20 protein-coding genes are annotated in these 26,241 nt (G+C 37.4%); 6 read left to right on the top strand and 14 right to left on the bottom strand.

Annotated features, from left to right (window positions below; translation table 11 throughout):
- Nucleotides 1–2: 2 nt before the first annotated feature.
- The 10 genes from JEP40_RS12640 to serC all read right to left on the bottom strand — a co-directional run bounded on the left by JEP40_RS12640 (nt 3) and on the right by serC (nt 12,657).
- Entirely contained in the window at nt 3–182 is a 180-nt protein-coding gene (locus JEP40_RS12640; protein WP_004244593.1) for a Trm112 family protein, read from the bottom strand.
- 414 nt (nt 183–596) lie between these two features.
- Nucleotides 597–812 carry a cold-shock protein gene (locus JEP40_RS12635; protein ID WP_023581324.1) on the bottom strand — a complete coding sequence of 72 codons (216 nt, stop codon included), beginning with the start codon at nt 810–812 and terminating at the stop codon, nt 597–599.
- 519 nt (nt 813–1,331) lie between these two features.
- Nucleotides 1,332–2,321 (bottom strand): tetraacyldisaccharide 4'-kinase, encoded by a 990-nt coding sequence (gene lpxK, locus JEP40_RS12630; RefSeq protein ID WP_198623841.1) that lies wholly within the window; start codon nt 2,319–2,321, stop codon nt 1,332–1,334.
- Complete coding sequence (msbA, locus tag JEP40_RS12625) at nt 2,318–4,063, bottom strand: lipid A ABC transporter ATP-binding protein/permease MsbA (RefSeq protein ID WP_198623840.1); 1,746 nt, start codon at nt 4,061–4,063, stop codon at nt 2,318–2,320. The genes lpxK and msbA overlap by 4 nt, the downstream gene beginning before the upstream one ends.
- A 36-nt stretch (nt 4,064–4,099) precedes the next feature.
- Entirely contained in the window at nt 4,100–6,469 is a 2,370-nt protein-coding gene (locus JEP40_RS12620; RefSeq protein WP_198623839.1) for a DNA internalization-related competence protein ComEC/Rec2, read from the bottom strand.
- 421 nt (nt 6,470–6,890) lie between these two features.
- Nucleotides 6,891–7,178 carry an integration host factor subunit beta gene (ihfB, locus tag JEP40_RS12615; protein WP_006537420.1) on the bottom strand — a complete coding sequence of 96 codons (288 nt, stop codon included), beginning with the start codon at nt 7,176–7,178 and terminating at the stop codon, nt 6,891–6,893.
- Between the two features lie 63 nt (nt 7,179–7,241).
- Complete coding sequence (rpsA, locus tag JEP40_RS12610) at nt 7,242–8,915, bottom strand: 30S ribosomal protein S1 (protein ID WP_036938108.1); 1,674 nt, start codon at nt 8,913–8,915, stop codon at nt 7,242–7,244.
- A gap of 173 nt (nt 8,916–9,088) precedes the next feature.
- A complete protein-coding gene (gene cmk, locus JEP40_RS12605) occupies nt 9,089–9,775 on the bottom strand; it encodes a (d)CMP kinase (protein ID WP_198623838.1) in 687 nt (228 codons plus the stop codon).
- 312 nt (nt 9,776–10,087) lie between these two features.
- Nucleotides 10,088–11,374 carry a 3-phosphoshikimate 1-carboxyvinyltransferase gene (gene aroA / locus JEP40_RS12600; RefSeq protein WP_198623837.1) on the bottom strand — a complete coding sequence of 429 codons (1,287 nt, stop codon included), beginning with the start codon at nt 11,372–11,374 and terminating at the stop codon, nt 10,088–10,090.
- A gap of 194 nt (nt 11,375–11,568) precedes the next feature.
- The gene (gene serC, locus JEP40_RS12595; protein WP_198623836.1) at nt 11,569–12,657 is read right to left on the bottom strand and encodes a 3-phosphoserine/phosphohydroxythreonine transaminase; all 1,089 of its coding nucleotides are present in this window, start codon (nt 12,655–12,657) and stop codon (nt 11,569–11,571) included.
- A gap of 136 nt (nt 12,658–12,793) precedes the next feature.
- Between serC and JEP40_RS12590 the strand changes: the two genes are divergently transcribed.
- Nucleotides 12,794–14,224, top strand: coding sequence for an MFS transporter (locus tag JEP40_RS12590; protein ID WP_198623835.1), 1,431 nt, complete (start codon nt 12,794–12,796; stop codon nt 14,222–14,224).
- A 69-nt stretch (nt 14,225–14,293) separates the two neighbouring features.
- On the opposite strand, the gene ansB is transcribed toward JEP40_RS12590, so the two are convergent.
- A complete protein-coding gene (ansB, locus tag JEP40_RS12585) occupies nt 14,294–15,331 on the bottom strand; it encodes an L-asparaginase 2 (RefSeq protein ID WP_198623834.1) in 1,038 nt (345 codons plus the stop codon).
- Between the two features lie 228 nt (nt 15,332–15,559).
- On the opposite strand from ansB, the gene ycaO reads away from it, so the two are divergent.
- From ycaO to JEP40_RS12560, 5 genes are all read left to right on the top strand, one after another.
- Entirely contained in the window at nt 15,560–17,317 is a 1,758-nt protein-coding gene (gene ycaO, locus JEP40_RS12580; protein WP_198623833.1) for a 30S ribosomal protein S12 methylthiotransferase accessory factor YcaO, read from the top strand.
- A 672-nt stretch (nt 17,318–17,989) separates the two neighbouring features.
- On the top strand, nt 17,990–18,844 hold the full coding sequence (focA, locus tag JEP40_RS12575; RefSeq protein ID WP_198623832.1) for a formate transporter FocA: 855 nt from the start codon (nt 17,990–17,992) through the stop codon (nt 18,842–18,844).
- A 54-nt stretch (nt 18,845–18,898) separates the two neighbouring features.
- Entirely contained in the window at nt 18,899–21,181 is a 2,283-nt protein-coding gene (gene pflB / locus JEP40_RS12570) for a formate C-acetyltransferase (RefSeq protein ID WP_198623831.1), read from the top strand.
- 109 nt (nt 21,182–21,290) lie between these two features.
- Nucleotides 21,291–22,031, top strand: a complete 741-nt coding sequence (gene pflA, locus JEP40_RS12565) for a pyruvate formate lyase 1-activating protein (protein WP_036938126.1) — start codon at nt 21,291–21,293, stop codon at nt 22,029–22,031.
- A 364-nt stretch (nt 22,032–22,395) separates the two neighbouring features.
- Complete coding sequence (locus JEP40_RS12560; RefSeq protein WP_198623830.1) at nt 22,396–23,283, top strand: BPSS1780 family membrane protein; 888 nt, start codon at nt 22,396–22,398, stop codon at nt 23,281–23,283.
- An 84-nt stretch (nt 23,284–23,367) separates the two neighbouring features.
- Here the strand turns inward: JEP40_RS12560 and allD are convergent, their stop codons facing one another.
- The 3 genes from allD to JEP40_RS12545 form a co-directional block, all read right to left on the bottom strand.
- A complete protein-coding gene (gene allD / locus JEP40_RS12555) occupies nt 23,368–24,417 on the bottom strand; it encodes an ureidoglycolate dehydrogenase (protein ID WP_198623829.1) in 1,050 nt (349 codons plus the stop codon).
- Nucleotides 24,418–24,679: 262 nt separating this feature from the next.
- Nucleotides 24,680–25,504 (bottom strand): MetQ/NlpA family ABC transporter substrate-binding protein, encoded by an 825-nt coding sequence (locus JEP40_RS12550; protein ID WP_198623828.1) that lies wholly within the window; start codon nt 25,502–25,504, stop codon nt 24,680–24,682.
- A 50-nt stretch (nt 25,505–25,554) separates the two neighbouring features.
- Entirely contained in the window at nt 25,555–26,241 is a 687-nt protein-coding gene (locus tag JEP40_RS12545) for a methionine ABC transporter permease (RefSeq protein ID WP_198623827.1), read from the bottom strand.

Genomic DNA, 26,241 nt, shown 5'->3' with positions numbered 1-26,241 from the left:
AGTTACTTTTCCTCTTCTAGTGATAATTCTCTTGCTTCATTCTCCAGAAGAACGGGGATATTGTCACGAACAGGATAAGCTAAATGATCAATTTTGCAGATAAGCTCTGAATTTTCTTTATCAAAGATAAGTTTACCGTGGCAAACTGGACAAGCAATAATTTCAAGTAAGCGGTGATCCATTTTTTCCCTCTCAAGGGTTAATCATTTTATATAGCAAAAGGATATCATAAGGAAGGATCAGCGTTAATACTCAAAGCCTCTGGTTTAGTGATAATTCGGAAATTATTTTAGTTATTAATAAATTTATTATTTTCTTTTTTACTATAAGCAACAAAAAAGCCACATTAATGTGGCTTTTTATCGTTGAGTCTGTAACATCATTAATAAAGAATTACATTCCACTTTTATTGATAATAATTTGACCTTTTTATTATCTTTATTGCATTCTAATTAACGTTACAACTCTTTTATATTACGTATTCGGTTTGGTAGTAAGCTATTTGACCTTACCTGCCCCAAAATAGGTATAAACGATAATTTAATCTCAGTGTTAAACTATCGTTTCAGCTACATCGTCAACAAGGTAAACCTTATTTAAAATCCGATAACATCAGCGGCTTCTAGGCCAGCGGCTGTTCTGATAACAGAAAATTCAACGTCTTGACCTTCTGTTAATGCTTTATTTTTTGTATTGGCAATCGCTTTTTTATTGACATAAACTTCTTGTTCAATATCTCTTGCAACAATAAGACCATAACCTTTGTTATTGTCGAACCATTTTACGCGACCCATTCTTAATTGTAATGTCATGATAGATAAACTCCTTTTGTTCTTCGTATAGTTTTTATTTTTCTATACTAATGCATCCTACTTTTTATTATGTCTTCTTATATCAAACCCCAATTAAATTCTGAACACATTAATTTAAGTAGTGCATTTTATTATTTAATATAAATGTTCAAAACCGTGATAGCTAAGCTTGATGAATATTCTAAGGCTCAATCAATATTTACAGTATCAACATGACAAAAAGATGACATGAGGAAGATATTTTATTGTGCACCTATAAATAAAATAACCTTATATAAGGATTAATAATCACCATTTAAAATAGTTTCTACAATCCATTAGGTGCAAAGCCTATTGCATTCACAGCATAAAAATATTACGTCTACATTAAAGATCCACAAAATCTCCACACAAGGCTTTTGAGTAGATAGGGTATTGGCGAGTTAAATTGAACTACGACAAAAGCGATATGCGACTGTGGGTAGGTAATCTTTTATGTAACGCTATCCTGATTTCCACTATAAATATCATTGTTTCAGATCAGATACAAGTTTTTTTCGAGCCGTAAATTAAATTGCAGACTTGCTTTAGCACGGATTGGCTATTTAACTCAGCACTGACTGGCAAATACCACCAATTTTCCTGAGCAAAATGCTGACATTTAACAGCATCTTTTTCTGTCATAATAAGGGCTTCGTTGAAAGGCGTTAAATCTTGTAATTCTTTGGCGCTATAATCACTATGATCACTAAATGCTTGAGTTGAAATTAATTCAATTCCTTTTTTACGCAAAGAATTAAAAAAACGAGGGGGATGGCCAATGCCTGCTATTGCTACCGCTTTAGTGATCTGCTGAACCGGCTTTTTCTCACCAGTTTTAAGATTCACCGCAATATCACCCGCTAAAACCATACCTATCTCATTATCTTGGCTTAAACCACCATTAACGATAATTGCATCAACTGAATGTAAGCGACTAGCTCGTTCTCGCATAGGACCTGCAGGAAGCCACCAGCCATTACCAAATCGACGTTGTCCATCGATAACAACAATTTCATAATCACGTTGTAGTGCATAATGCTGTAAGCCATCATCAGTGATAATCACATCAAGTTCATGCTGTGCTAATAAGGCTTTTACTGCATCTCGTCGATTAGGTGCAACCGCAACGGGAGCACCTGTTCGATGATAAATTAACACAGGTTCATCACCTGCCATTGCAGGTGTTGTCTCTGATGTTAGCAGTAATGGATAATGATCTGATTTTCCGCCATAACCACGGGAAACAATGCCTGGTTTAAACCCTTGCTGTATTAATTGCTCAACAAGCCATATAACAACTGGTGTTTTGCCATTGCCACCTGCCGTTAAGTTACCAACAACTACGACAGGAACAGAGGCTTTCCATGATGACAACCATCCTTTCTGATATGCAAAGCGCCTTAATAAAGTAATTGCACCGTACAACCATGAAAATGGAAGTAAGAGAAGATAAAACCAAGATTTACCAGACCAAATCCGTTCAATCATTTACCAAATTGCATCCTGTGAAGTTGAGCATAAACACCTTGTTGATCAATTAAATCAATGTGTGAGCCACGTTCAACAATTTCACCATCTTCAATAACCAAAATTTCATCCGCTTTTTCAATGGTTGATAATCGGTGAGCAATCACTAAAGAGGTTCTATTTTTTTGCAGTTCATCAAGAGCTGATTGAATAGCACGTTCTGATTCTGTATCAAGTGCCGAAGTGGCTTCATCAAGGATAAGAATTGGTGAATCACGTAGTAAAGCCCTTGCTATCGCGATACGTTGACGTTGTCCTCCCGAAAGCAGGACACCATTTTCGCCAATTTCGGTATCTAGGCCTTTATCCATTTTATTAATAAAGTCCATTGCATGCGCCATTTTGGCTGCTTTTTCGATATCTTCACGACTGTATTGGTCTTCACAAGCATAAACAATATTATTTGCTACTGTTTCATTAAATAAGTGAACATTTTGAGATACAAGAGCAACTTGATTACGTAAAGATTTCAACGTGTATTCACGAATATCATGACCATTAATCAATATTTGTCCTTCATTGATGTCATAGAAACGCGTGATCAGATTAGCTATTGTTGACTTACCTGAACCAGAACGCCCCACTAATGCAACAGTTTTTCCTGCTGGAATAGTAAATGACATATTTTTCAAGGCAGGTGTATCTTTTGTCACATATTGGAAAGTCACATTACGGAATTCAATATCGCCCGTTGGTTTTTTCAGTTCTAGCTTACCTGTATCTTTTTCTTGTTCCATATCGAGAATAGCAAATAAGGTCTGACAAGCCGCCATACCTCTTTGGAACTGAGCGTTTACATTCGTCAATGACTTCAATGGGCGCATTAATGCAACCATAGATGAGAAAACAACAGTGATTGTACCTGCGGTTAATGTATCCATAATGTCAGGGAAACTTGCAGCGTACAGAACAAATGCTAACGCGAAGGAAGCAATTAATTGAATAATAGGATCTGAAATTGACGATGCAACAACCATACGCATACCTTGACGACGAATATGGTTACTCACATGATTAAAGCGCTTATTCTCAACTTCTTGACCATTAAAAATGAGCACTTCTTTATGCCCTTTCAGCATCTGTTCAGCACTAGTTGTTACTTGTCCCATGCTATTTTGGATACGTTTACTGATCGTTCTAAAGCGAGTTGATACCAAACGAATAACAATGGCAACAATAGGGGCAATAACAATGAGGATCATAGATAATTGCCAACTATAGTAAAACATCAAGCCAAAGAGCCCGATAATATAAGCACCTTCACGGACAACAGTAATTAATGCACCTGATGATGAAGAAGCAACTTGCTCTGAATCATATGTAATACGAGAAAGCAAAGTTCCTGTTGATTGCTGGTCAAAAAAGCTCACCGGCATTCCCATAATATGAGAAAACAGTCGGCGACGCATATTCATTACAACTTTCCCAGATACCCAAGAAAGGCAGTAACTTGAAATAAAGTTAGATATACCACGCAGAACTATCAGTCCAATAACAGCAATCGGCATCCATTTTAATACGTCATTACTTGCTTTACCAAAACCTTCATCAAGAAGCGGTTTTAATAAAGAAATCATAAATGCATCCACACCCGCATTGATGATTAATGCAATTGCTGCAGCGATCAAACCTGCTTTAAAAATCCGAATCATCGGCCATAAGCGTCGGAATGTTTGCCACGTTGATAGGTCTATATCATTCATATATATTACCAAACTTTTAATAATTAGCCGGTCATTCTACTCGGGAAATGTCAAAACACCAAACCACTGATGATACCAGCGAGGTAAAATATCTCGTCTGTAGGTAAATACATCAATATTATCTTGATTAAACTCGATCGAAATCTGTCCACTAATAGAGGTTGTTAGCCAATTAATAGCTTCTTTTTTATAACGAAGATGTACTTTATCAGAAGGTAAACGCCAAAGGCTATAACGCGCGGCAGAAACGAGTGCAAATTGGGGCGATACTGTTTGAATAAACGCCAATGTGGACGATGTTTGGCTACCATGATGAGGAACCTGTAAAATATCAGCGCTCAATTGGTGTTTTTTTGATCTTAACAATTGAGTTTCCGCTTCTTTTTCAATGTCACCAGTCAGCAATATATTATGTTTACCATCACTTACATTGATCACACATGATTGATTATTTTTAGGTGAGAGAACTTTATTTGGTGGCCATAATGCATCAAACTTAACCCCTTTCCATTGCCATGATTCACCCTGTAAACAGGGTAAATGCGAAGAATTATCAAAACTACTCCGAAGTGTTAAATTAGGATAAGCCATCATTAAATCATTAATACCGCCTGTATGATCTAGATGATCATGACTGATTATCAATGCCACTGGCTTAAGTCGGTGATATTTCAAATAAGGAATAATGACACTTTTTGCAATTGAACCACCACTTTTCCAGCGTATTCCTGTGTCATAAATAATCGCTTCCCTGTCTTTTTCAAGAATAATAGCCAAACCATGGCCAACATCTAGCATAGACATACGCCATTGATAGCGTGAGAAAGTAGTGAATTCGCAATATAAAAGAACACTAATAACAATAAGCAAAATAAAATGGTGACGCCACCATGACATTTTTATAATTACAATAATACCAATACCTAAAAATCCTAATAAAAAAGGAATAGCACCACTATATTGCCAATAAGGTAAAAATAAGGGAGCACACCAAAAAGCAAGATTAATCGAAAGATCAACCCAATGCCAAATTATTGGTTGTAAAAATGAGAGAAAAAATGTCAATAATCCAAACATTATTAATGGCACAGTAATAAACGAAATAATAGGAACTGCCCATAAATTAACAATAAAACTAAAAAAATTAGCACCACCAAACAAATAGAATTGAAAAGGTAATAAAATAATTAACAATCCAAATTGTAAGTGGAATAGCCTTAAAATAAACCACCGTTTTTGATGATTATATTTAGCTTTTAATGGATACATCCAATACCAAAAAATAATGGCAAATACAGCTGAAAACGAAAGCCAAAAACTAGCTGAAAGTATCGATAGCGGTTCAACAATCAAAATAAAGGCAGCACTCCAAAGGGCCCATTGCCATGGCAGAAATAATCGACTTTGCCAATGCAAGATCACCCAAACACTTAATCCGATAACAGCTCTTATTGCTGGTATTCCCCAACCTGATAACGCAGCATAGAAAACACCACATAGCCAAGCGATAACTAATGGAAATCTTGGATTAATCCATCTGATAGGGAAAAAAAACTGTATACCTCTTGCTATAACCCACCCTACAAGTGCAGCTAAACCGATATGTAATCCCGATATAACAATAAGATGTGCAACTCCCGTTTTCATATATAGATCTTTTCTTTCATGCTCTATATCGCGTTTATCACCGAGAACTAACGCAATAATCTCACCTTTATTTTTTGCTGTTTGCCAATAGGTTAAAAGAGAATGAATAAATTGAGTGCGTAGTGGAATATCAGCATGAACGAATGTGGCTAACATCACTTTTCCCGCTAAAGTTTCTTTCTTAGAAACTGCATACTTTTGGCTATCAAATCCACCTTCATTTAAATAGCTGTGTACAGCTTTAAATTGAATTTTAAATTTCCAAAATTGGCCTACTTCGATATTTTTAGGTGGATTTCTCCAATATACGGTAGCGTAAATAGAAGATGAAAAAAATGTCTCTTTTGGAATAGGTATTTTGATAATAAGATGACCATCTGATAATTGACGATATTCAACAATATTTGTTTCAAATGTCACAATATTATCAACAAGTTGAACTGTTCTTGCCATCAATGAGTATGCGATAAGATTAGAATAAACCCAGAAGAATAAAAGCAATGCTAAGAAACGAATTAATGAAAAAGGAATAAATAATAAAACTATTGTAATAATTATTATTATATAATAAGTCGTTAAACTAAAAAGTGTATGCTGAAATAATAAAGGTAAACAACCTAATAATATTGCCAAAGCAATACTATTTAAACTCAGTGTTGTAAAATAAAATCGCTGAAAATATTTTGAATAAAAAAAGTATTGTTTTATTGATAATATTTTTAACCCCAAAATACTTATTATCCCTCTGAATAAAATCATTTTTTACATCCCTTTATAAGCATCTTTAAATATCATGAGGTTATATTTTTATTAAAGGTAGCTCTTTAGGGCATTTTTTCGCACTTATTTATAAAAAGAAAAATTTTTATTGTCGTATACACTATTTTTTGAGAGGAAACTCGAAAAAAATAAAACAGATCAACAGTTGTGATAATTAAATCAAGAAATAAAAATCAAAGTGCAATAAAGTAATACAAAGAAAAATAAGAGAGAGAATAAAGAAAAATAATATAGAAGGATAATAAGTAGATATGGTAAATAAAATAAAGGACTAACAATTAAAAACTAATGTATGGAAGTCATCAAAAATAGTCAACACAAGTAAGAGACAATAAAAAACGGCACCGAAGCACCGTTTTTGAGAAAGTTAACTAACATCGTGCCATTTCGACAGGAGTTATTATTCCGTATAAATATTTACACGGTCACGTAACTCTTTGCCTGGCTTAAAGTGTGGAACGTATTTACCTTCCAGATCTACTTTATCACCAGTTTTCGGGTTACGACCCGTACGCGGCGCACGGTAGTGTAGAGAAAAACTGCCGAATCCGCGGACTTCGATACGCTCACCATCAGCTAAAGTATCAGCCATATGATCAAGCATTTCTTTTACAGCTTCTTCAACCGTCTTAGCCGAAAGATGAGATTGTAGGCCTGCAAGTCTCTCGATTAACTCAGACTTGGTCATATTACCTCCCTAAACTACCGATAAATAGGCAACGATTGACGTTGCCTCCGTTAATAACTTAAATTATTCGCCTTTAGCTGCTTTGAAAGCTTCAGCCATAGCGTTGTTTGAAAAACCAACTTCTTCTTTGTTGTTTACAGAAGCGATAGCGTCTTTCTCATCTGCTTCGTCTTTAGCACGAACAGATAAGTTGATGACGCGGTTTTTACGGTCAACACCAGTGTACTTAGCTTCAACAGCTTCGCCAACATTCAGAACCAGAGTTGCATCTTCAACGCGGTCACGTGAAGCTTCAGAAGCACGCAGGTAACCTTCAACACCGTCAGCTAATTCTACAGTTGCGCCTTTAGCGTCAACAGCAGTTACTTTACCAGAAACAATAGCACCTTTTTTGTGAGCAGACAGGTAATTATTGAATGGATCTTCTGATAATTGTTTAACGCCCAGTGAGATACGTTCACGTTCAGCATCAACTTGCAGAACTACAGCAGCGATTTCGTCGCCTTTTTTGTATTCACGAACTGCTTCTTCACCTGCAACATTCCAAGAAATGTCAGATAAATGAACCAGACCGTCGATACCGCCGTCTAAACCGATGAAGATACCGAAGTCAGTGATAGACTTGATTTTACCTTCAACACGGTCGTTCTTGTTGTGAGTTTCTGCGAACTGCTGCCATGGGTTAGATTTGCACTGTTTCAGACCCAGTGAAATACGGCGACGCTCTTCATCGATGTCAAGAACCATAACTTCAACAACATCACCAACGTTAACAACTTTAGATGGGTGAATGTTTTTGTTAGTCCAATCCATTTCAGAAACGTGTACCAGACCTTCAACGCCTTCTTCGATTTCTACGAAGCAACCGTAATCAGTCAGATTAGTTACACGACCAGTCAGTCTAGTACCTTCTGGATAACGTTTAGCGATAGCTACCCATGGATCTTCGCCCAGTTGTTTCAGACCTAATGATACGCGAGTACGTTCACGGTCGAATTTCAGGACTTTAACAGTGATTTCGTCGCCAACATTGACAATTTCGCTTGGGTGTTTAACACGTTTCCAAGCCATGTCAGTGATGTGCAGTAAGCCGTCAACACCGCCCAGATCAACGAATGCACCGTAGTCAGTCAGGTTCTTAACGATACCTTTAACTTCCATGCCTTCTTGCAGGTTTTCTAATAACTGATCGCGTTCTGCGCTGTTTTCAGATTCGATAACCGCACGACGAGACACAACAACGTTGTTACGTTTTTGGTCTAATTTGATGACTTTGAACTCAAGCTCTTTGTTTTCCAGATGAGTTGTATCGCGAACTGGGCGAACGTCTACCAGTGAACCTGGTAAGAACGCACGAATGCCGTTCAGTTCAACAGTGAAACCACCTTTAACTTTACCGTTGATGATACCAACAACAGTTTCGTTTTCTTCGTAAGCTTTTTCCAGCATCAGCCACGCTTCGTGACGTTTAGCTTTCTCACGAGACAGAACGGTTTCACCGAAGCCATCTTCAACCGCGTCCAGAGCAACATCAATTTCGTCGCCCACTTGGATTTCTAATTCGCCTTGAGCGTTTTTGAATTGTTCTACAGGGATAGCAGATTCTGATTTCAGACCTGCATCAACCAGAACAACGTCTTTATCGATAGCAACTACAACGCCGCGAACGATAGCGCCAGGACGAGTTTCGATTGTTTTTAGGGATTCTTCAAAGAGTTGAGCAAAAGATTCTGTCATGTTAATGATCTTCAAGTAAATTTAATTAACGTCCATTTAGCATCCGGCCGAATGGGGTTGTTTCACATACCTCGTTACATCCTTTGTGACAAGGTCATCGGGCATTATTGTGTTTTCATTAACACGTCAACCCGATTTTGATAATTACCTAGTATAAACGAAATAAAAATTAATTACGCTGATAATTGCAGATTTTTTTTAGCATAAGTTAACGATTTTTCAATAACTTCGTCGATAGACAAACTTGTTGAATCGAGAATTAATGCATCTTTCGCCGCAACAAGTGGCGCAACAGCACGATTCCGGTCACGATGATCGCGTTCTTTTATCTCGGATAAAAGGCGTTCAAAGTTAACATTAAAGCCCTTTTCCTGCAACTGTAACATGCGACGACGTGCTCGCTCTTCTGCACTGGCTTCAAGAAAAATTTTCACTTGGGCATCAGGGAAAACTATCGTTCCCATATCTCGTCCATCGGCAATAAGACCAGGTTCTGTACGAAATGCTCGCTGACGACGCAATAATGCTTCTCTTACACGGGGAAAAGTTGCCGCTTGTGAGGCCGTGTTCCCAACTGTTTCAGTACGAATTTCATTCGACACGTCTTCACCTTCGAGAATAACACTTAAGCCATTCTCATTAGGAATAAAGCGTACATCTAAATTTGCTGCTAGAGGTACTAATGCATCTTCAGAAGTAATATCAACATGGTGGTGTAAAGCAGCTAATGCCAATACACGGTAAATAGCACCAGAGTCAAGTAAGTGCCAGCCAAACGCTTTCGCTAATGCTTGGCATAAAGTTCCTTTACCTGCTCCGCTAGGCCCATCAACAGTTATAACAGGGACGATAACCGCCATGAGTTTCTCCTTTTCATGGGCACTGCGTTTCTGTGTTTGATGCTTTTATTACATTGATATAATAGACATTGAATTCAAACAGAGAAAAACAGTATTAATGTATGTGCGTCATTATACGCATACAATGTATAGGAAGAAACAAGCAGATAAAGACCAAAGAGAATTATTCAATATTATTTTTATGGATAGGTTATTTTTTAGAAAACTTTGTCTGTTCATAATAAAAAATCGGCAATATTGTGCTTTTAAAAGTCCAACACTGCCGATTTAACTGATTTAATTTTGATTTATTTTTATTAAATACAATGAGTATTAGCCATGACGCTGAGAAAGCGTTTCTAACTTATCAAAATAATCAGGGAATGTTTTGGCTGTACAACCCGGATCAAGAATAGTAATGGGTGTATCGGACAATGCCACCAGCGAGAAACACATGGCAATACGATGATCGTTATAAGTTTTGATATTTGCGGTCGTTAACTGCTGTGGTGGCGTTACTTTTAAGTAATCATGTCCTTCTTCTACAATCGCACCCACTTTTTGCAACTCTGCAGCCATGGCAGCCAAACGGTCTGTCTCTTTTACTCGCCAGTTATAGATATTCCGAATAACAGTATCACCTTCTGCAAACAAAGCTGTAGTAGCAATGGTCATTGCTGCATCAGGAATAGTATTCATATCCATATCGATGCCCTTTAACGAGCCACGTTCACATTCAATATAATCATCACCCCAACGTATTTTTGCTCCCATTTTTTCAAGTACAGAAGCAAAATGAATATCGCCTTGCAAACTATTTTTGCCAATACCTGTCACTCGGACTATTCCACCTTTAATTGCAGCGGCTGCTAAGAAATAAGATGCTGATGACGCATCTCCTTCTACAAGGTATTTTTCAGGTGATTGATATTGTTGGCCACCTTTCACAACAAATTGTTGATAATTTTGATTTTCAATCTTGCCACCAAAGGTATTAATCAACGCTAAGGTAATATCGATATACGGTTTTGATACTAACTCACCTTTAATGGTAATAGTTGTATCTTGCTCAGCTAATGGAGCCGTCATTAATAAGGCGGTCAAAAATTGACTTGAAACACTGCCATCAACTTCTACATTTCCCCCCTTAAAACCCCCGCGTAGGCGAATAGGTGGATAATCTGTTTGTTCGAGATAATCGATACTCGCACCACCTTGGCGTAAAGCATCAACTAAATGCCCAATTGGGCGCTCTTTCATGCGGGGCTCACCAGTCAATACAATATCATGCGAGCCTAAACTTAATGCGGCTGCTAATGGACGCATCGCTGTTCCAGCATTACCTAAAAAGAGTTCTAACGATGAATGCGTTTTAAATTCACCACCTAACCCTTCTATATCACAAACTGTATTGTTATTTGATAATTGATACTGCACACCTAATGCTTTTAATGCATTCAGCATATGACGAATATCATCACTATCTAATAGGTTAGTTAAACGCGTTTTACCTTTAGCTAAAGCGGCTAATAATAACGCACGATTAGAGACACTTTTTGAACCCGGTAAATTAATAGTGCCTTCGATATGAGCAATAGGCTGTAACGTCAACGATTCCATAAACAGGTAAGAACTCCGATAAACAAATAAAATAAGATGGGATGCTGTTTAATCAAAAAATAAGAAAACGACTTAGGTACTTAATTTGTTTTTTATTTTTTAGTACCGGGATAATTTAGTTGTGATTATCAACATCTTTGTATAAAAGGAAACCCACTTTCACATAGGCTTCCTCTAAACATATAATATATGAATTATGCGTGGCGACGCTCAAAATCAGCCATAAAATCAACTAATGCTTGAACACCCGCTAATGGCATTGCGTTATAAATTGATGCACGCATACCACCTGATACACGATGACCTTTTAATGCCACTAATCCTTGAGCTTCTGCCTCTTTTAAGAAGACTGAATCTAATTCAGGAGAAGACATTTGGAAAGGAACATTCATTAGTGAGCGATTTTCTGTGGCAATGCGATTGATATAAAAATCACTGTTATCAATAGCACTATAAAGAAGCGTTGCTTTTTCATAGTTACGTTTTGCCATTTCTTGCAAACCACCCTGCTCTTTTAGCCATTTAAAGACCATACCTGATAAATACCAAGCAAAAGTAGGTGGCGTATTAAACATGGAGTCATTTTCAGCGAGCACTGTATAATCAAACACTGATGGTGTTTCTTTACGCGCTTTACCTAATAGATCTTCACGAATAATAACGATGGTTAAACCCGCTGGACCAATATTCTTTTGTGCGCCTGCATAAATGACACCAAAGCGACTAACATCTAATGGCTGAGATAAAATAGAAGATGAGTAGTCTGCAATAACAATTTTGTTGTCATCGAAATTGGGTTCTTCATGAATAGCGATACCATCAATGGTTTCATTTGGGCAATAATGTACATAAGCAGCATCATCACTTAATTGCCATTCTTTCATTGGCTTAATACCAATTTTACCGTCAATTTCTGTTTTAATTTTAATGACATTTGGAGAACAATATTTTTCAGCTTCCTCAGCAGCACTTTTTGCCCAATAACCGCCATCAATATAGTCAGCCGTTGTCTTCCCACCTAATAAATTGAGAGGTAAAGCCGCAAAGTGACCTCGCGCCCCACCATGGCAAAAAAGAATTTTGTAGTTTTCGGGCACATTGAGAAGATCACGAAGATCTTGCTCTGCCTGATGAGCAACTTCAAGAAACTCTTTACTGCGGTGGCTGATTTCCATGACCGAGCGCCCGAGTTCATGCCAGTTGCATAATTCTAATTCTGCACGACGAAGGACTTCTGCCGGTAACATAGCCGGACCTGCACTAAAGTTATATACCTGACTCATTCAAATTCACCCTATCTGAATATGTTTTTACAAAATGACCTTTATCGGTTGTATCATTCTCGTTAAATTGGCGCAATGATTATTGTGAGCTAACGCATAATACGCAGTGCGTGAAAATAACGGTTAGGAGTGTTTTATGTCGGGGAGTGTGAATAAAAAAGAAGAAGCAAGCTGGGGAATGCTTCTTCATGGAAAAAATAGTCTAAAATCGCTCGCTTTAGCAGGAGGCGTCGCATTACATGCAATTAATGTTTATATCACGATAACAACACTACCTTCTGTTGTCCGAGATATTGGTGGGCTCAATTTATATGCATGGAATACGACGGTTTTTATTTTGGCCTCTATTCTCTTTTCCGCACTGACGTCACGTTTATTGAGCAAATTTGCACCTCGTAATAGTTACATGATTGCTACGCTTTGTTTTTTAGCCGGTTCCGTTATCTGTGCAACAGCACCTTCTATGCAGATATTGCTGTTAGGCCGATTTATTCAAGGAGCAGGTGGTGGCATGTTGCTTGCGCTGGCTTATTCGTTAGTCAGAGTGATGTTTCCACAGCAACTTTGGTCTAGAGCTATGGCATTAATGTCAAGTATGTGGGGAATATCAACACTGTTAGGTCCTGCATTAGGAGGAATATTTGCAGAATATAATATTTGGCGCGGTGCATTTTGGTCTATTTTATTCGTAGGTATTCCTTATGCTATTTTATTATTTACTATTCTACCTACAAAAAATGTAACCGAGAATATCGTCGCAAAATCACCTTTACCCTATCAGCAACTTTCTTTATTAATGTTTGCTGTATTATCTATTTCAATCGGCGGTCTTTATAACGTCACGTTGTATCATGTATTATCATTTTTATTTGCGATTATCTTTATCTTGCTTTTAATACACATAGATAAAAAATCAAATGATGGCTTATTTCCTAAAGGAACATTCTCTTTTTCTGCACCTTTAGCTCCTATTTATCTCACCATGGCATTATTAGGTATCAGTGTACAAACCGAAGTTTTTGTGCCCTATTTTTTACAAACTATCCATAATATTACCCCATTACTTTCCGGTTATTTGGCGGCATTAGTGGGCGCGGGTTGGTCTTTTTCTGCGATTGTTTCTTCATCTAGTCAACAATATACTGCTCAACGCTTAATGCGCTTTGGCCCTATAATTAATTTTTCTGCCATAGTGATCCTTGGTTTATTTATATCCAATCGTGTCACATTACCTTATGGGCAAATTATCATTATTTGTGTAGCTCTCTTTTTTACTGGTGCAGGAATTGGTATGGCCTGGCCTCATTATTTAACCCGTGTATTACATGTTTCTCAGGGGAAAGAGGCTCAAAAAGCAGCGACATCAATTACAACGATCCAATTATTTTCAGCCGCAGTTGGTGCTTCAATATCAGGTACTGTCGTTAATATGGCAGGATTAACCGATCCTGGTGGCATTATAGGCGCCCAAAATGCCGCCCATTGGTTATTTATTGTTTTCGCAGTAACTCCGCTAATTGCTTTCTTTACAGCACATATAGTCGTATCTAGAACCAAAAAAAATTAGTCTAATTTCATTGCTAAAATAACAAGGCCTCTTTGATGAGGCCTTGTTATTGTTCAAGCTAATTTTAAATTAATACTTTTCGAAATTTTCCTGGATCTTCGCAGGATCTTGAGTTTGTGTGAGTGATAATTGTAATAATACTCTCGCTTTTTGTGGGTTCAGGCGTTCTGATGCTACAAAACCGTATTTTGCATCATCGACTTCGCCATTTTGTGTCGTAAAACCAACGGGAACACGACTTGAACGAACAACCACGACACCTTTTTTAGCCCCATCAGCTAAAGTATCAAAAATATCAGTATATAAGTTGCCGTTACCAACACCAGCGCTGACGATACCTTTGTAGCCATTATCAATAAAGGCTTTTGCTGGTAAATTAGAGGCATTTGAGTAGTTATAAACAATACCCACTTTTGGTAATTCAGTCAGTTTACTGACATCAAATGCAGGTTTATCAGCACGAGGTAATGCTGCAGTATAATAATGAACCTTACCGTTATGCACATACCCTTGAGCACCTGCATTAACCGGCTGGAATGCTTGTACTTCAGTCGTATTCATTTTCACGACATCTTTACCGCCGATAACGGCATTATTCATAGTGACTAACACACCACGATTTTCAGAAGCTTTATCACTGGCAATCACAACCGCGTTAAAAAGATTTAAAGGCCCTTCAGCGCCTAATGCCGTTGCTGGGCGCATTGCACCAACCATAACAACGGGTTTTTTACAGGCAGTTGTTAAATCCAGAAAGTAAGCCGTTTCTTCCATGGTGTCAGTACCATGAGTGATAACAAATCCGTCCGTTTTATCACAATCTGCATTAATTTTATTAGCCAGCTTAAGCCATACTTGGTCATTCATATCTTGAGAACCAATGTTAACGACTTGCTCGCCTTTTAAATTAGCGACTTTTTTAGCCTCAGGTACGGCATTAATTAGCGTATCAATACCTAATTTACCCGCTGTATAGCTTGATGTTGTTGCTGAATCACCACCACCTGCAATGGTACCACCAGTAGCTAAAATGGTGACATTAGGTAAGGCGAAAACAGAACCACTGACTATAGCTAATAGACTGGCAAACAATGTTTTTTTCATCATCGAACTGATCCCTTATGAGTTTATAAACAAATCCAATTATGATGATTTTAAATTATTAATTCCGTGATAAATCGAACGTATTTATTAAAAAAACTCATATGTTAAATGATTTATTAGTGATGAATATGGTTAGTCTGTTCTAAATGGGAGAAATTATTAGTGCTTAACAGGGGATTTCAGTATCATGTGCCCCTAACTATCATCCGTAAAATATTAATGAAACCTGCCATGTCACAAACATTCATTCCTGGCAAAGATGCCGCACTGGAAGATTCTATCGCTAGCTTTCAGAAAAAATTAACCGACTTAGGCTTTAACATTGAAGAAGCTTCATGGTTAAACCCTGTTCCTAATGTCTGGTCTGTTCATATTCGCGATAAAGATTGCCCTTTATGTTTTACTAACGGTAAAGGTGCTAGCAGAAAAGCCGCATTAGCTTCCGCATTAGGCGAATACTTCGAACGTCTTTCAACTAATTATTTCTTCTCTGATTTCTGGCTAGGTACTGATATTGCAGAAGGTGAATTTGTTCACTATCCAAGTGAAAAATGGTTCCCTCTTACAGAGGATGATTCTGTTCCTACTGGCTTATTAGATGCGCGTTTACGCGAATTTTATGATCCTGAAGGTGAGTTATGTGGTAGTGAATTAGTTGATTTGCAATCAAGTAATCATGATCGTGGAATTTGCGCGCTACCATTTATACGTCAATCAGATGAAAAACCTGTTTATATCCCTGTAAATATTATCGCTAACTTGTATGCCTCTAACGGGATGTCTGCAGGTAATACAAAAAATGAAGCTCGTGTCCAAGGACTTTCAGAGGTTTTTGAACGCTATGTGAAAAACCGCATTATCACCGAAAGAATTAGTTTACCTGAAATTCCTAAAGAGATTTTAGCTCGCTACCCTGCTGTTATTGAAGCGATTAATACCTTAGAGCAAGAAGATTTCCCAATCTTTAGCTTTGATGCCTCTTTAGGGGGGCAATTCCCGGTTATTTGTGTCGTATTATTTAACCCACGAAATGGAACTTGCTTCGCTTCTTTTGGAGCTCATCCTGATTTTGGTGTGGCTTTAGAGCGTACCGTCACTGAGTTATTACAAGGCCGTAGTCTTAAAGATCTTGATGTTTTCAACCCACCAAGCTTTGATGATGAAGAAGTGGGTGATCACACCAACCTTGAAACACACTTTATTGATTCAAGTGGTTTAATTAGTTGGGATCTATTTAAGAAAGATGCCGATTATACCTTTGCAGATTGGAATTTCAGTGGCACCACTGAAGAAGAGTTCCATACCTTAATGGCGCTGTGCCAACAGTGTGATGCTGAAGTCTATATCATGGATTACTCACACTTAGGCGTTTATGCATGCCGCATTTTAGTACCTGGTTTATCAGATATTTACCCCGCAGAAGATCTACAATTAGCCAATAACATTATGGGTGTACATTGGCGTGATACTATTCTTTCGTTACCGACAAGCGAAGGCACAAAAGAAGAATATTTATCACTTATTGGTCAATTTGATGAAGATGGTTTAGACGACTTTACTCGCATCAGAGAAATGATTGGTATTGCACCAGGTAAAGATAATGGGTGGAGCCATTTACGAGTGGGTGAATTAAAATCCATGCTTGCACTTGCTGGTGGTGATCTTGACCAAGCGCTTGTTTGGGTTGAATGGACTCAAGATTTCAATGCTTCTTTATTTACGTCAGAGCGCCAAAATTATTATCGTTGCTTGCACAATCTCTTATTATTACAACAAGAGACTGAACGTGAACCCGCGCAATACATGTATGCATTCTCTCGTATGTATGGCGAAGAAACATTACAAGCAGCCTTAAGTGCAATACAAGGTAAACAAGCATTTTATGGTTTACAGCCTATTGATGCTGACTTAACAAATTTACCTGTTCATCAGTCGCTACTTGCTACTTATGAAAAATTGCAAAAAGCAAAACGTCAATCGAGCAAATAAACCTATTTTATTTAGGATAATTTATTAAATAATCACTAAATTTCACTGAATAATAAGTGCGTATTTAAATTGAAACACTCTATTGAAAAATAGAGTGTTTTATTTTGCTAAAAATAAATTTTTGACAATTTTGTCAACTTGACAAATATGCCAACTGACAAAATTGTCAAAATATGGCAAAAGTGACGATTTTAGATATTTAATACGACACTATAAATAAATATTGAAGTTTTGCACTAAGAATATAGCTTAAATATAGTTTAAATTGCTATTTGTTTAACCAGATCTCAAAAATTTAAAAACCTTATTTTTATAATGGTTATATGTCTGGGGTAATCAATCATGATTAACCACAAATAAAGTAATGTTTATATTTATGGCAAAAGTAAATAAGGCGTTAAATTTGATTTTTAATTCTTAACATACGGGATCTAAATAATACTTTATCTTTACTTTTTACTTTATTTATCCAGCTAGTCTAAAATTTTTTGATAATTTTTAAAAAATTTTTTCATTTTATTAATCAAATAGTTATAGCAAAAGTAACGGGTTTTTACGCACTAAAAGCGGGTTTCTAATAAGCGACCATGATCCATATCAATTTTAGAAGTAAGTCCCTTTGCTACTATTATTGCGTGCTATAATTATTCCAACATATAAGAGAGTGTTAGTATGAAAGCTGACAGCCCTTTTAATTTATTATCACCTGCTGATATGGCAAAAGTTGCCGATGATGCATGTTGTTATAAAGCAAATAAACATATTCCAACGACTTACTTATCTGCATTTACCGCGGGAATGTTTATATCAATTGCTTTTGTTTTTTATATTACTGCTACTACAGGCACCGCATCTGTTCCATTTGGGCTGGCTAAATTAGTTGGCGGGATCTGCTTCTCTCTGGGGTTAATGCTCGTTGTCGTTTGTGGCGCGGACTTATTCACCTCAACTGTTCTAACCATTATTCCTAAAGCAACTGGACGTATATCTTGGGGCAAAATGTTTGCTAACTGGATAAATGTTTATCTTGGTAACTTCATTGGCGCACTCTTTTTTGTTGCCTTAATGTGGTTTGCTGGCCAACATATGGTTGCAAATGGGCTTTGGGGGCTAAACGTTTTACAAACTGCACAACATAAAGTTGAACATACCTTTATTGAAGCAGTTTGTTTAGGCATTTTAGCTAACTTAATGGTTTGTCTTGCAGTATGGATGAGCTATGCAGGTCGTACACTCATTGATAAGCTTTTTGCACTGATTCTACCTATCGGTATGTTCGTTGCTAGCGGTTTTGAGCACAGTATCGCTAACATGTTTCTTATTCCTTTAGGTATTGTTATTAAGAATTTTGCACCCGCAGAATTCTGGACTAAAGTAGGTGCATCACCCGAACAATTTTCAAATTTAACGGTATCAAATTTTCTCTCTGATAATTTATTACCCGTCACTATCGGTAACATTATTGGCGGGGCAGTCCTAGTCGGTCTGGTATACTGGTTAATGCATCTGCGCGGTGACAAACATTAATCCGTGCAGGTATGACTGATTTCTTAAGTTCCATTGTAAAAAGGTAGAAGTATCATGTCTGATTTAAATGAAAAATTTGCTGAAGCATGGAAAGGTTTTTCTGAAGGTGAATGGCAGAACGGTGTTAACGTTCGTGATTTTATCCAAAAAAACTATACTCCATATGAAGGCGACGAATCTTTCCTAGCAGGTTCCACTAAAGCAACTGATACACTTTGGGAACAAGTTATGGAAGGCATCAAAATCGAAAACCGCACGCATGCGCCGGTTGATTTTGATACTTCTGTTGCTTCAACTATCACATCTCACGATGCGGGTTACATCACTAAAGATTTAGAACAAATCGTAGGTTTACAGACTGATGCACCACTGAAACGTGCGATCATCCCATTCGGTGGTATCCGCATGGTTGAAAGTTCTTGCCACGCTTACAACCGTGAGCTGGATCCAGAACTGAAAAAAATCTTTACTGATTATCGTAAAACTCACAACCAAGGCGTTTTCGATGTTTATACTCCAGACATCATGAAATGCCGTAAATCTGGTATCTTAACAGGTTTACCAGATGCTTATGGTCGTGGCCGTATCATCGGTGACTACCGTCGTGTTGCACTGTACGGTATCGACTTCCTGCGTAAAGACAAATTCGCTCAATTCACTTCTTTACAAGAAAGAATGGAAAAAGGCGAAGATCTGGAAATGACTATCCAACTGCGTGAAGAAATCGCAGAGCAGCATGCTGCTTTAGGTCAAATCCAAGAAATGGCTGCGAAATACGGTTACGATATTTCTCGCCCAGCTCAAAACGCAAAAGAAGCAGTACAATGGACTTACTTCGGTTACTTAGCCGCTGTTAAATCTCAAAACGGTGCTGCAATGTCATTTGGTCGTGTATCTACTTTCTTAGATATTTACATCCAACGTGATATTGAAGCTGGTTTGCTGACAGAAGAACAAGCTCAGGAATTAATTGACCACTTAGTCATGAAATTACGTATGGTTCGTTTCTTACGTACTCCTGAATATGATGAACTGTTCTCTGGTGACCCAATCTGGGCAACAGAATCTTTAGCTGGTATGGGTTTAGATGGCCGTACTCTGGTAACTAAGAATACTTTCCGTTTCTTAAATACCCTGTACACAATGGGTCCATCTCCAGAACCAAACATGACCATTCTGTGGTCAGAACAACTGCCTATCAACTTCAAAAAATACGCAGCTAAAGTCTCAATCGATACTTCTTCAATCCAGTACGAAAATGATGACTTAATGCGTCCTGACTTCGACAGCGATGACTATGCAATCGCATGTTGTGTTAGCCCAATGGTTGTTGGTAAACAAATGCAGTTCTTCGGTGCTCGTGCAAACTTAGCGAAAACCTTACTGTATACCATCAATGGTGGTGTTGACGAAAAACTGAAAATCCAAGTAGGTCCAAAACATGCGCCAATCATGGATGAAGTCTTAGACTTCGATACTGTGATGAACCAAATGGACCACTTTATGGATTGGTTAGCAACTCAGTACGTAACTGCACTGAATGTTATCCATTACATGCACGATAAATACAGCTATGAAGCAGCTCTGATGGCACTTCATGACCGTGATGTATATCGTACAATGGCATGTGGTATCGCGGGTCTGTCTGTTGCAGCTGACTCACTGTCTGCAATCAAATACGCAAAAGTTTCTCCTATCCGTGACGAAAACGGCTTAGCGATTGACTTCAAAATTGATGGCGAATACCCACAATTTGGTAACAACGATTCTCGTGTAGATGACATCGCTTGTGATTTAGTTGAACGTTTCATGAAGAAAATTCAGAAACTGCGTACTTACCGTAATGCGGTACCTACTCAGTCTATCCTGACTATTACTTCAAACGTTGTTTACGGTAAGAAAACAGGTAATACCCCAGATGGTCGTCGCGCTGGTGCGCCATTCGGACCAGGTGCTAACCCAATGCACGGTCGTGACCAAAAAGGTGCTGTTGCTTCACTGACTTCAGTTGCTAAACTACCATTTGCTTATGCAAAAGACGGTATTTCTTACACCTTCTCAATCGTACCTAATGCATTAGGTAAAGATGATGATGTTCGTAAAGCGAACCTTGCAGGTCTGATGGATGGTTACTTCCACCACGAAGCCGGCATTGAAGGTGGTCAGCATCTGAATGTTAACGTGATGAATCGTGAAATGCTGTTAGAAGCAATGGAAGATCCTGAGAAATATCCTCAGTTAACTATCCGTGTTTCTGGTTATGCAGTTCGCTTTAACTCACTGACTAAAGAGCAACAGCAAGACGTTATCACCCGTACATTTACAAAAACAATGTAATAAAGATAACTATATGCATTTATTTACTGAGAAAGTAGATAAAATCGCTTAGAATAAAGGCCCCTACTTTGGGGCCTTTTTATCTAGACAGTTTTGGAGTAACCCTGTTATGTCCGTACTTGGTCGTATCCACTCATTTGAATCCTGCGGTACTGTTGACGGTCCCGGAATACGTTTCATTGTTTTCTTTCAAGGATGCTTAATGAGATGCCTCTATTGTCACAACCGTGACACATGGGATACTCATGGTGGGCAAATCGTCACTGTTGATGAATTAATGAAAGAGGCGGTTACCTATCGTCATTTTATGAATGCTTCTGGTGGCGGTGTTACTGCTTCTGGTGGCGAAGCGATTTTGCAAGCAGAGTTTGTGCGCGATTGGTTCCGCGCATGTCAAAAAGAAAATATCCATACTTGCTTAGATACTAACGGCTTTGTTCGTCGTTATGATCCCGTTATTGATGAATTAATGGATGCCACAGACTTGGTGATGCTCGATCTAAAACAAGTTAATGATGAAATTCACCAAAAATTAGTGGGCGTATCAAACCAACGTACACTTGAATTTGCGCGTTATTTGGCCAAACGAGGCCAAAAAACATGGGTACGTTATGTGGTTGTCCCAGGTTGGTCTGACGATGATGATTCTGCCCATCGTTTAGGCGAATTTATTAAAGATATGAAAAACATTGAAAAAGTAGAGCTACTACCTTACCACGAACTTGGCAAACATAAATGGGTAGCTTTAGGCGAAGAATACAAACTAGATGGTATTCATCCACCGTCAAAAGAGACGATGGAAAATGTAAAATCCATTCTTGAGTCTTACGGCCATAAAGTAATGTATTAAGTTTTTCTACTTAGCGTTAATTTAAGAAGCAGCGTTTTTAATCGCTGCTTTTTTGTTTATAAAAAGCAAAATAACACTGATATTAAAAGAATGACTTAGTGATCTTTTCTTCACTTTTTTTATTTTGAGAATAATAACCTTAGGCTTAATATGCTTTTTAATTTGATTTATCGCCTTTACCTCACATCGTTTATTTAAATTTTTATAATTAAATAAACGATTAAATTACTAGCAAACAAAAATAAGCTTTATAAGATTATCCTTACCTATATTAGGTTTAATACAGTTGATTAATAACAAAACAAAAAGATATCATAGAAGGCTTATATTTATAAACAAAGACATTGGGATTAAGGTACGGGAAATGGAACAAGACAACAATTCATCGCAAACAGAGCCACAAGAGATCTTTACGCCTATTCCTCAAGCACGAGGCGCTTCAGGCGGAGTGCGTTGGTTGGGACTCGGGTGGGATTTAATAAAAGAACGTTTTTGGATGTGGATAGGCGTTATTATTATCTACTTTATTGTAAGCCTTATTATATCAACCATTGCTGGATTTATTCCGCTTATTGGCCCAATCATCTCACCTTTTATTACTACTGTATTAGCCGCAGGTGTCGTGGCAATTGCTCATCAACAGTATGAGACTCAACGTATTGATGTTGATACCCTATTTTTTGGTTTTTATAATAAGCGTTACCTTAGCTTGATGGGGGCATATGGTATCAGTTTCCTAATTTTACTTGTGGGCCTTATTCTTGCATTTGTCGTCAGCAGTGCTGCCATGATAGATATTTTTTATGCTATCAATAGCGATTATCCCGAAGAGATCATTGCTGAAATGTTGGTAGATAATTCATCCGGGTTTACCTTATTTTTTGTTATTATCGCTATTTTTGGTGCGTTAAGTACTGCTGCCTATTGGTTTGTTCCTGCGCTTGTATTAGTCAATGGTTATAAAGCATTCCCTGCAGTTAAAGCGAGCCTTGCAGCAGTAAAAACAAATTTATCTGGTGGCTTCTTCTTCTTTATTTTACTGTTCTTTATTATCGCTATTAGTGTTATTCCATTTGGTTTAGGTTTACTGATTACCATCCCTCTTTCCTATACCGCAATGTATGGGTCTTATCGTGATGTGTTTTATCACCATAATATAGGAAATCAAGGAAATAACGGTGGTATTAATGGAAATGGTACAATTTCTCTAAATAAAACCGCTGAATCCAATATTGGAAAATTAGTAAGCTAATCTTAGCGTTAACTTGCCTAAATAAAATAGCAGTAGACTGAAGTAATCTCATCTACTGCTTTTTATTATCTAAAATAAATATTATTAACCTGCAAACGGATTTTTATTATCATAAGATTTATTATAAAGTGCATCAGACATTAAATAGTCATAAATTTCATCAACAATTTCAATACCTTCACTTTCACTTCGCTGTTCTTCGATTTGGCTATTTTCACCAGGATAAAGGACTTTTTCAACATTAGGAGCCGGCTTAATAGCATTTAACTCCCCCATAACTTGTGAGATATGCTCTCTAAATAATGTCGCATCAGTAAAGAATGCAGGATTAATTACAATATGTAATTGACCTAACTCTCGTCCTTGCGTTAAATCGTGATACATCGAGCTGACATGTTTACCAAAAGGAAGCCCAAGCAAAATACCCGACAACACATCGACCATCATCATCAAGCCATAACCTTTAGGACCAGCAATAGGCAATAAGCCTTTTACCGCAAAAGGATCTGTCGTAGGTTTTCCGCTTTCATCTACCGCCCAAGTATCAGGAATATCAACATGACGTGAACGTGCATCAAGCACCTTGCCCCATGCTTGTACGGTTGTCGCCATATCGAATGTAATATGTTTATCACCTACGCCTGGGGCGGAAAATGCGATAGGGTTTGTGCCGTAATACACTTCTGAGCCACCAAAAGGAACAACCATAGGATCAGATTGACAAAGTGAGATACCTATCATTCCTGCTTGTGATGCTTGCTCCACAAAATAAGAAAGTGCTCCACTATGGCCTATGCGCCGAACGCCCACAACCGCAACGCCCTTATCTTGTGCCATTTTAATGGCGCGTTCCATTGCATCTTTAGCTGCAACATGCCCAGCACCATTATCGCCATCAAATATAGCGCTACAAGGTCCAGTTTCAGTATAAGTAAAGTTAGGTGTAGTATTTGTGCCACCTTTGCTAATGCGCTCTGCATAATACTCTACACGCACAGCACCATGAGAGTGAATGCCTTTACCATCAGCATGGACTAAGACATCAGCCACCGTACCTGCATGCGCTTCATTTAGCCCTGCTTGATGTAATTTATTTTTAATTAATTGATGTAACTGCGGTTTAGAAACTATCATAGAATATGCTCTTTTGTAGGGTTCTATCTAAATAGAAACGTCATAAAATAATTGAGGTAAATTCGAGCGATAGGTCTAATTTAACAGCATAAATAGGATCTGCCGTGATCGGTCTAACCAATGGGAGATTGCGTTATATTTTTGTTAAATAGTCATTTCTTTATTAAAAACCTTTTTATAATAGCCCTTGTTATAAACAAAAAAGTGGAACAATCTCTTGTTCCACAGACCATTTGATCACAAATTTTTGCTACAGATAATATTATGGTACAGGAACAGCTTCACCCTTAAACGTTTCTAGAATAAATTGTTTTGTCTCTGGTGCTCGCAATTGCGTCATTAATTTAGCAATACGTGGATCGCTTTTATCTTCTTCTCTAATCACAACCACGTTAGCAAACTTACTGTTTGCGGCAGGCTCGGTATAAATCACTTCTCTGGTTAAATCTAGCCCCGCATTAATAGCAAAGTGCCCATCAATAGAAGCAACATCTGCTTCACCATTTTTATAAATTTGTGGTAATAATGGACCATCATAAGTAAATAGGAATTTAATATTACGAGGATTTTCTACAATATCATCAATTGTAGAATCATCAGGATCGATACCATCACGTAATTTAATTATTCCTTCATCCTGGAACAGTTTTAATATATGTCCATGCTGTGCCAGATTATTACTACTTATCATTTTTGCACCATTAGGTAAATCCTGTAAACTTTTATATTTTTGCGAGAAAAAACGATAAGGGTGCATATGTACAGCGCCAGCAGAAACTAATTTCCAATCTGGGTGATCTGCTAAGGTTTTATTTAAATAAGGTACATGCTGGAAGAAATTCGCATCTAATTCTTTTTCTGCTAATGCTTGATTGGGAATAATATAATCATTAAAGATTCGAATATCTAACTCTAGTCCTTCTTTTGCCAATTGAGGTTTTATAAATTCAAGGATTTCGGCATGAGGTGTACTTGATGCACCTATAATTAATTTATTTTCTGACTTTTCATCGGTTGGCTTACAAGCAGATAAAGCTAAACTGACAAGTAGCAGTGAACCCAGTTTTTTAAATACTGTTAATTTCATTGTTATAACCTTATTTTAAAATTTTATTTCTAATTAAATTGATTTTTTGATTAGCGTTTATCTATATTTCTTACAACACTATCTCCCAATAGCTGAATACATAACACAATCAATAAAATAACTAATGTAGCAACCCAAACCACATCAAGATGACTACGCTGAAACCCTTCTAAATAAGCTAAGTTTCCTAATCCACCCGCACCAATCGCCCCGGCAACAGCCGTTCCTCCAACTAAAGAAATTAATGTTACCGTTAAGCCAGAAACTAATGCAGGGGATGATTCAGGCAGTAACACTTTAAATATTAATGTAGGTAAATTAGCTCCCATTGAGAGGCTTGCTTCTATTACACCTTTATCAACTTCACGTAGTGCTAATTCAACTAACCTTGCATAAAATGCAGCCGCTGAAATGACTAATGCTGGTAGTGCTGCATTAACTCCTAATATGGTTCCCACAATCCATTTGGTAAAAGGAAATAATAAAATAATTAAAATAATAAAGGGAACAGCTCTAAAAACATTTACAATAAATGAAAGTGCTCTATAAATAGAAATCTGTTCTTTATAACCTTCTTTCGCCGTTAAAAATAATGCGACACCAATTAACATCCCTAATAAGCAAGATAATAGACCAGAAACCAGCGTCATATATAGAGTATTTAATGTTTCTTCTCCTAAGACATTGAGTTTTAAATGAGGAAAATAACTATTAACTAAAACCTGTATTTCATTCAT

The sequence above is a fragment of the Proteus vulgaris genome, assembly GCF_016239305.1.
GTDB classification, from domain to species: Bacteria; Pseudomonadota; Gammaproteobacteria; order Enterobacterales; family Enterobacteriaceae; genus Proteus; species Proteus vulgaris_C.
The sequence above is the reverse complement of the archived record's forward strand: the minus strand, read 5'-3'. Positions and strand labels throughout refer to the sequence as shown.

Excerpts from the sequence above, each read along its gene's own strand:
- lpxK (WP_198623841.1), bottom strand. The coding sequence starts at position 2,321 with ATGATTGAACGGATTTGGTCTGGTAAATCTTGGTTTTATCTTCTCTTA.
- JEP40_RS12550 (WP_198623828.1), bottom strand. The coding sequence starts at position 25,504 with ATGAAATTAACAGTATTTAAAAAACTGGGTTCACTGCTACTTGTCAGT.
- JEP40_RS12590 (WP_198623835.1), top strand. The coding sequence starts at position 12,794 with ATGTCGGGGAGTGTGAATAAAAAAGAAGAAGCAAGCTGGGGAATGCTT.
- JEP40_RS12635 (WP_023581324.1), bottom strand. The coding sequence starts at position 812 with ATGACATTACAATTAAGAATGGGTCGCGTAAAATGGTTCGACAATAAC.
- ihfB (WP_006537420.1), bottom strand. The coding sequence starts at position 7,178 with ATGACCAAGTCTGAGTTAATCGAGAGACTTGCAGGCCTACAATCTCAT.
- JEP40_RS12560 (WP_198623830.1), top strand. The coding sequence starts at position 22,396 with ATGGAACAAGACAACAATTCATCGCAAACAGAGCCACAAGAGATCTTT.
- aroA (WP_198623837.1), bottom strand. The coding sequence starts at position 11,374 with ATGGAATCGTTGACGTTACAGCCTATTGCTCATATCGAAGGCACTATT.
- pflB (WP_198623831.1), top strand. The coding sequence starts at position 18,899 with ATGTCTGATTTAAATGAAAAATTTGCTGAAGCATGGAAAGGTTTTTCT.
- ycaO (WP_198623833.1), top strand. The coding sequence starts at position 15,560 with ATGTCACAAACATTCATTCCTGGCAAAGATGCCGCACTGGAAGATTCT.
- allD (WP_198623829.1), bottom strand. The coding sequence starts at position 24,417 with ATGATAGTTTCTAAACCGCAGTTACATCAATTAATTAAAAATAAATTA.
- rpsA (WP_036938108.1), bottom strand. The coding sequence starts at position 8,915 with ATGACAGAATCTTTTGCTCAACTCTTTGAAGAATCCCTAAAAACAATC.
- JEP40_RS12640 (WP_004244593.1), bottom strand. The coding sequence starts at position 182 with ATGGATCACCGCTTACTTGAAATTATTGCTTGTCCAGTTTGCCACGGT.
- JEP40_RS12620 (WP_198623839.1), bottom strand. The coding sequence starts at position 6,469 with ATGATTTTATTCAGAGGGATAATAAGTATTTTGGGGTTAAAAATATTA.
- pflA (WP_036938126.1), top strand. The coding sequence starts at position 21,291 with ATGTCCGTACTTGGTCGTATCCACTCATTTGAATCCTGCGGTACTGTT.
- serC (WP_198623836.1), bottom strand. The coding sequence starts at position 12,657 with ATGAGTCAGGTATATAACTTTAGTGCAGGTCCGGCTATGTTACCGGCA.
- focA (WP_198623832.1), top strand. The coding sequence starts at position 17,990 with ATGAAAGCTGACAGCCCTTTTAATTTATTATCACCTGCTGATATGGCA.
- JEP40_RS12545 (WP_198623827.1), bottom strand. The coding sequence starts at position 26,241 with ATGAATGAAATACAGGTTTTAGTTAATAGTTATTTTCCTCATTTAAAA.
- msbA (WP_198623840.1), bottom strand. The coding sequence starts at position 4,063 with ATGAATGATATAGACCTATCAACGTGGCAAACATTCCGACGCTTATGG.
- ansB (WP_198623834.1), bottom strand. The coding sequence starts at position 15,331 with ATGATGAAAAAAACATTGTTTGCCAGTCTATTAGCTATAGTCAGTGGT.
- cmk (WP_198623838.1), bottom strand. The coding sequence starts at position 9,775 with ATGGCGGTTATCGTCCCTGTTATAACTGTTGATGGGCCTAGCGGAGCA.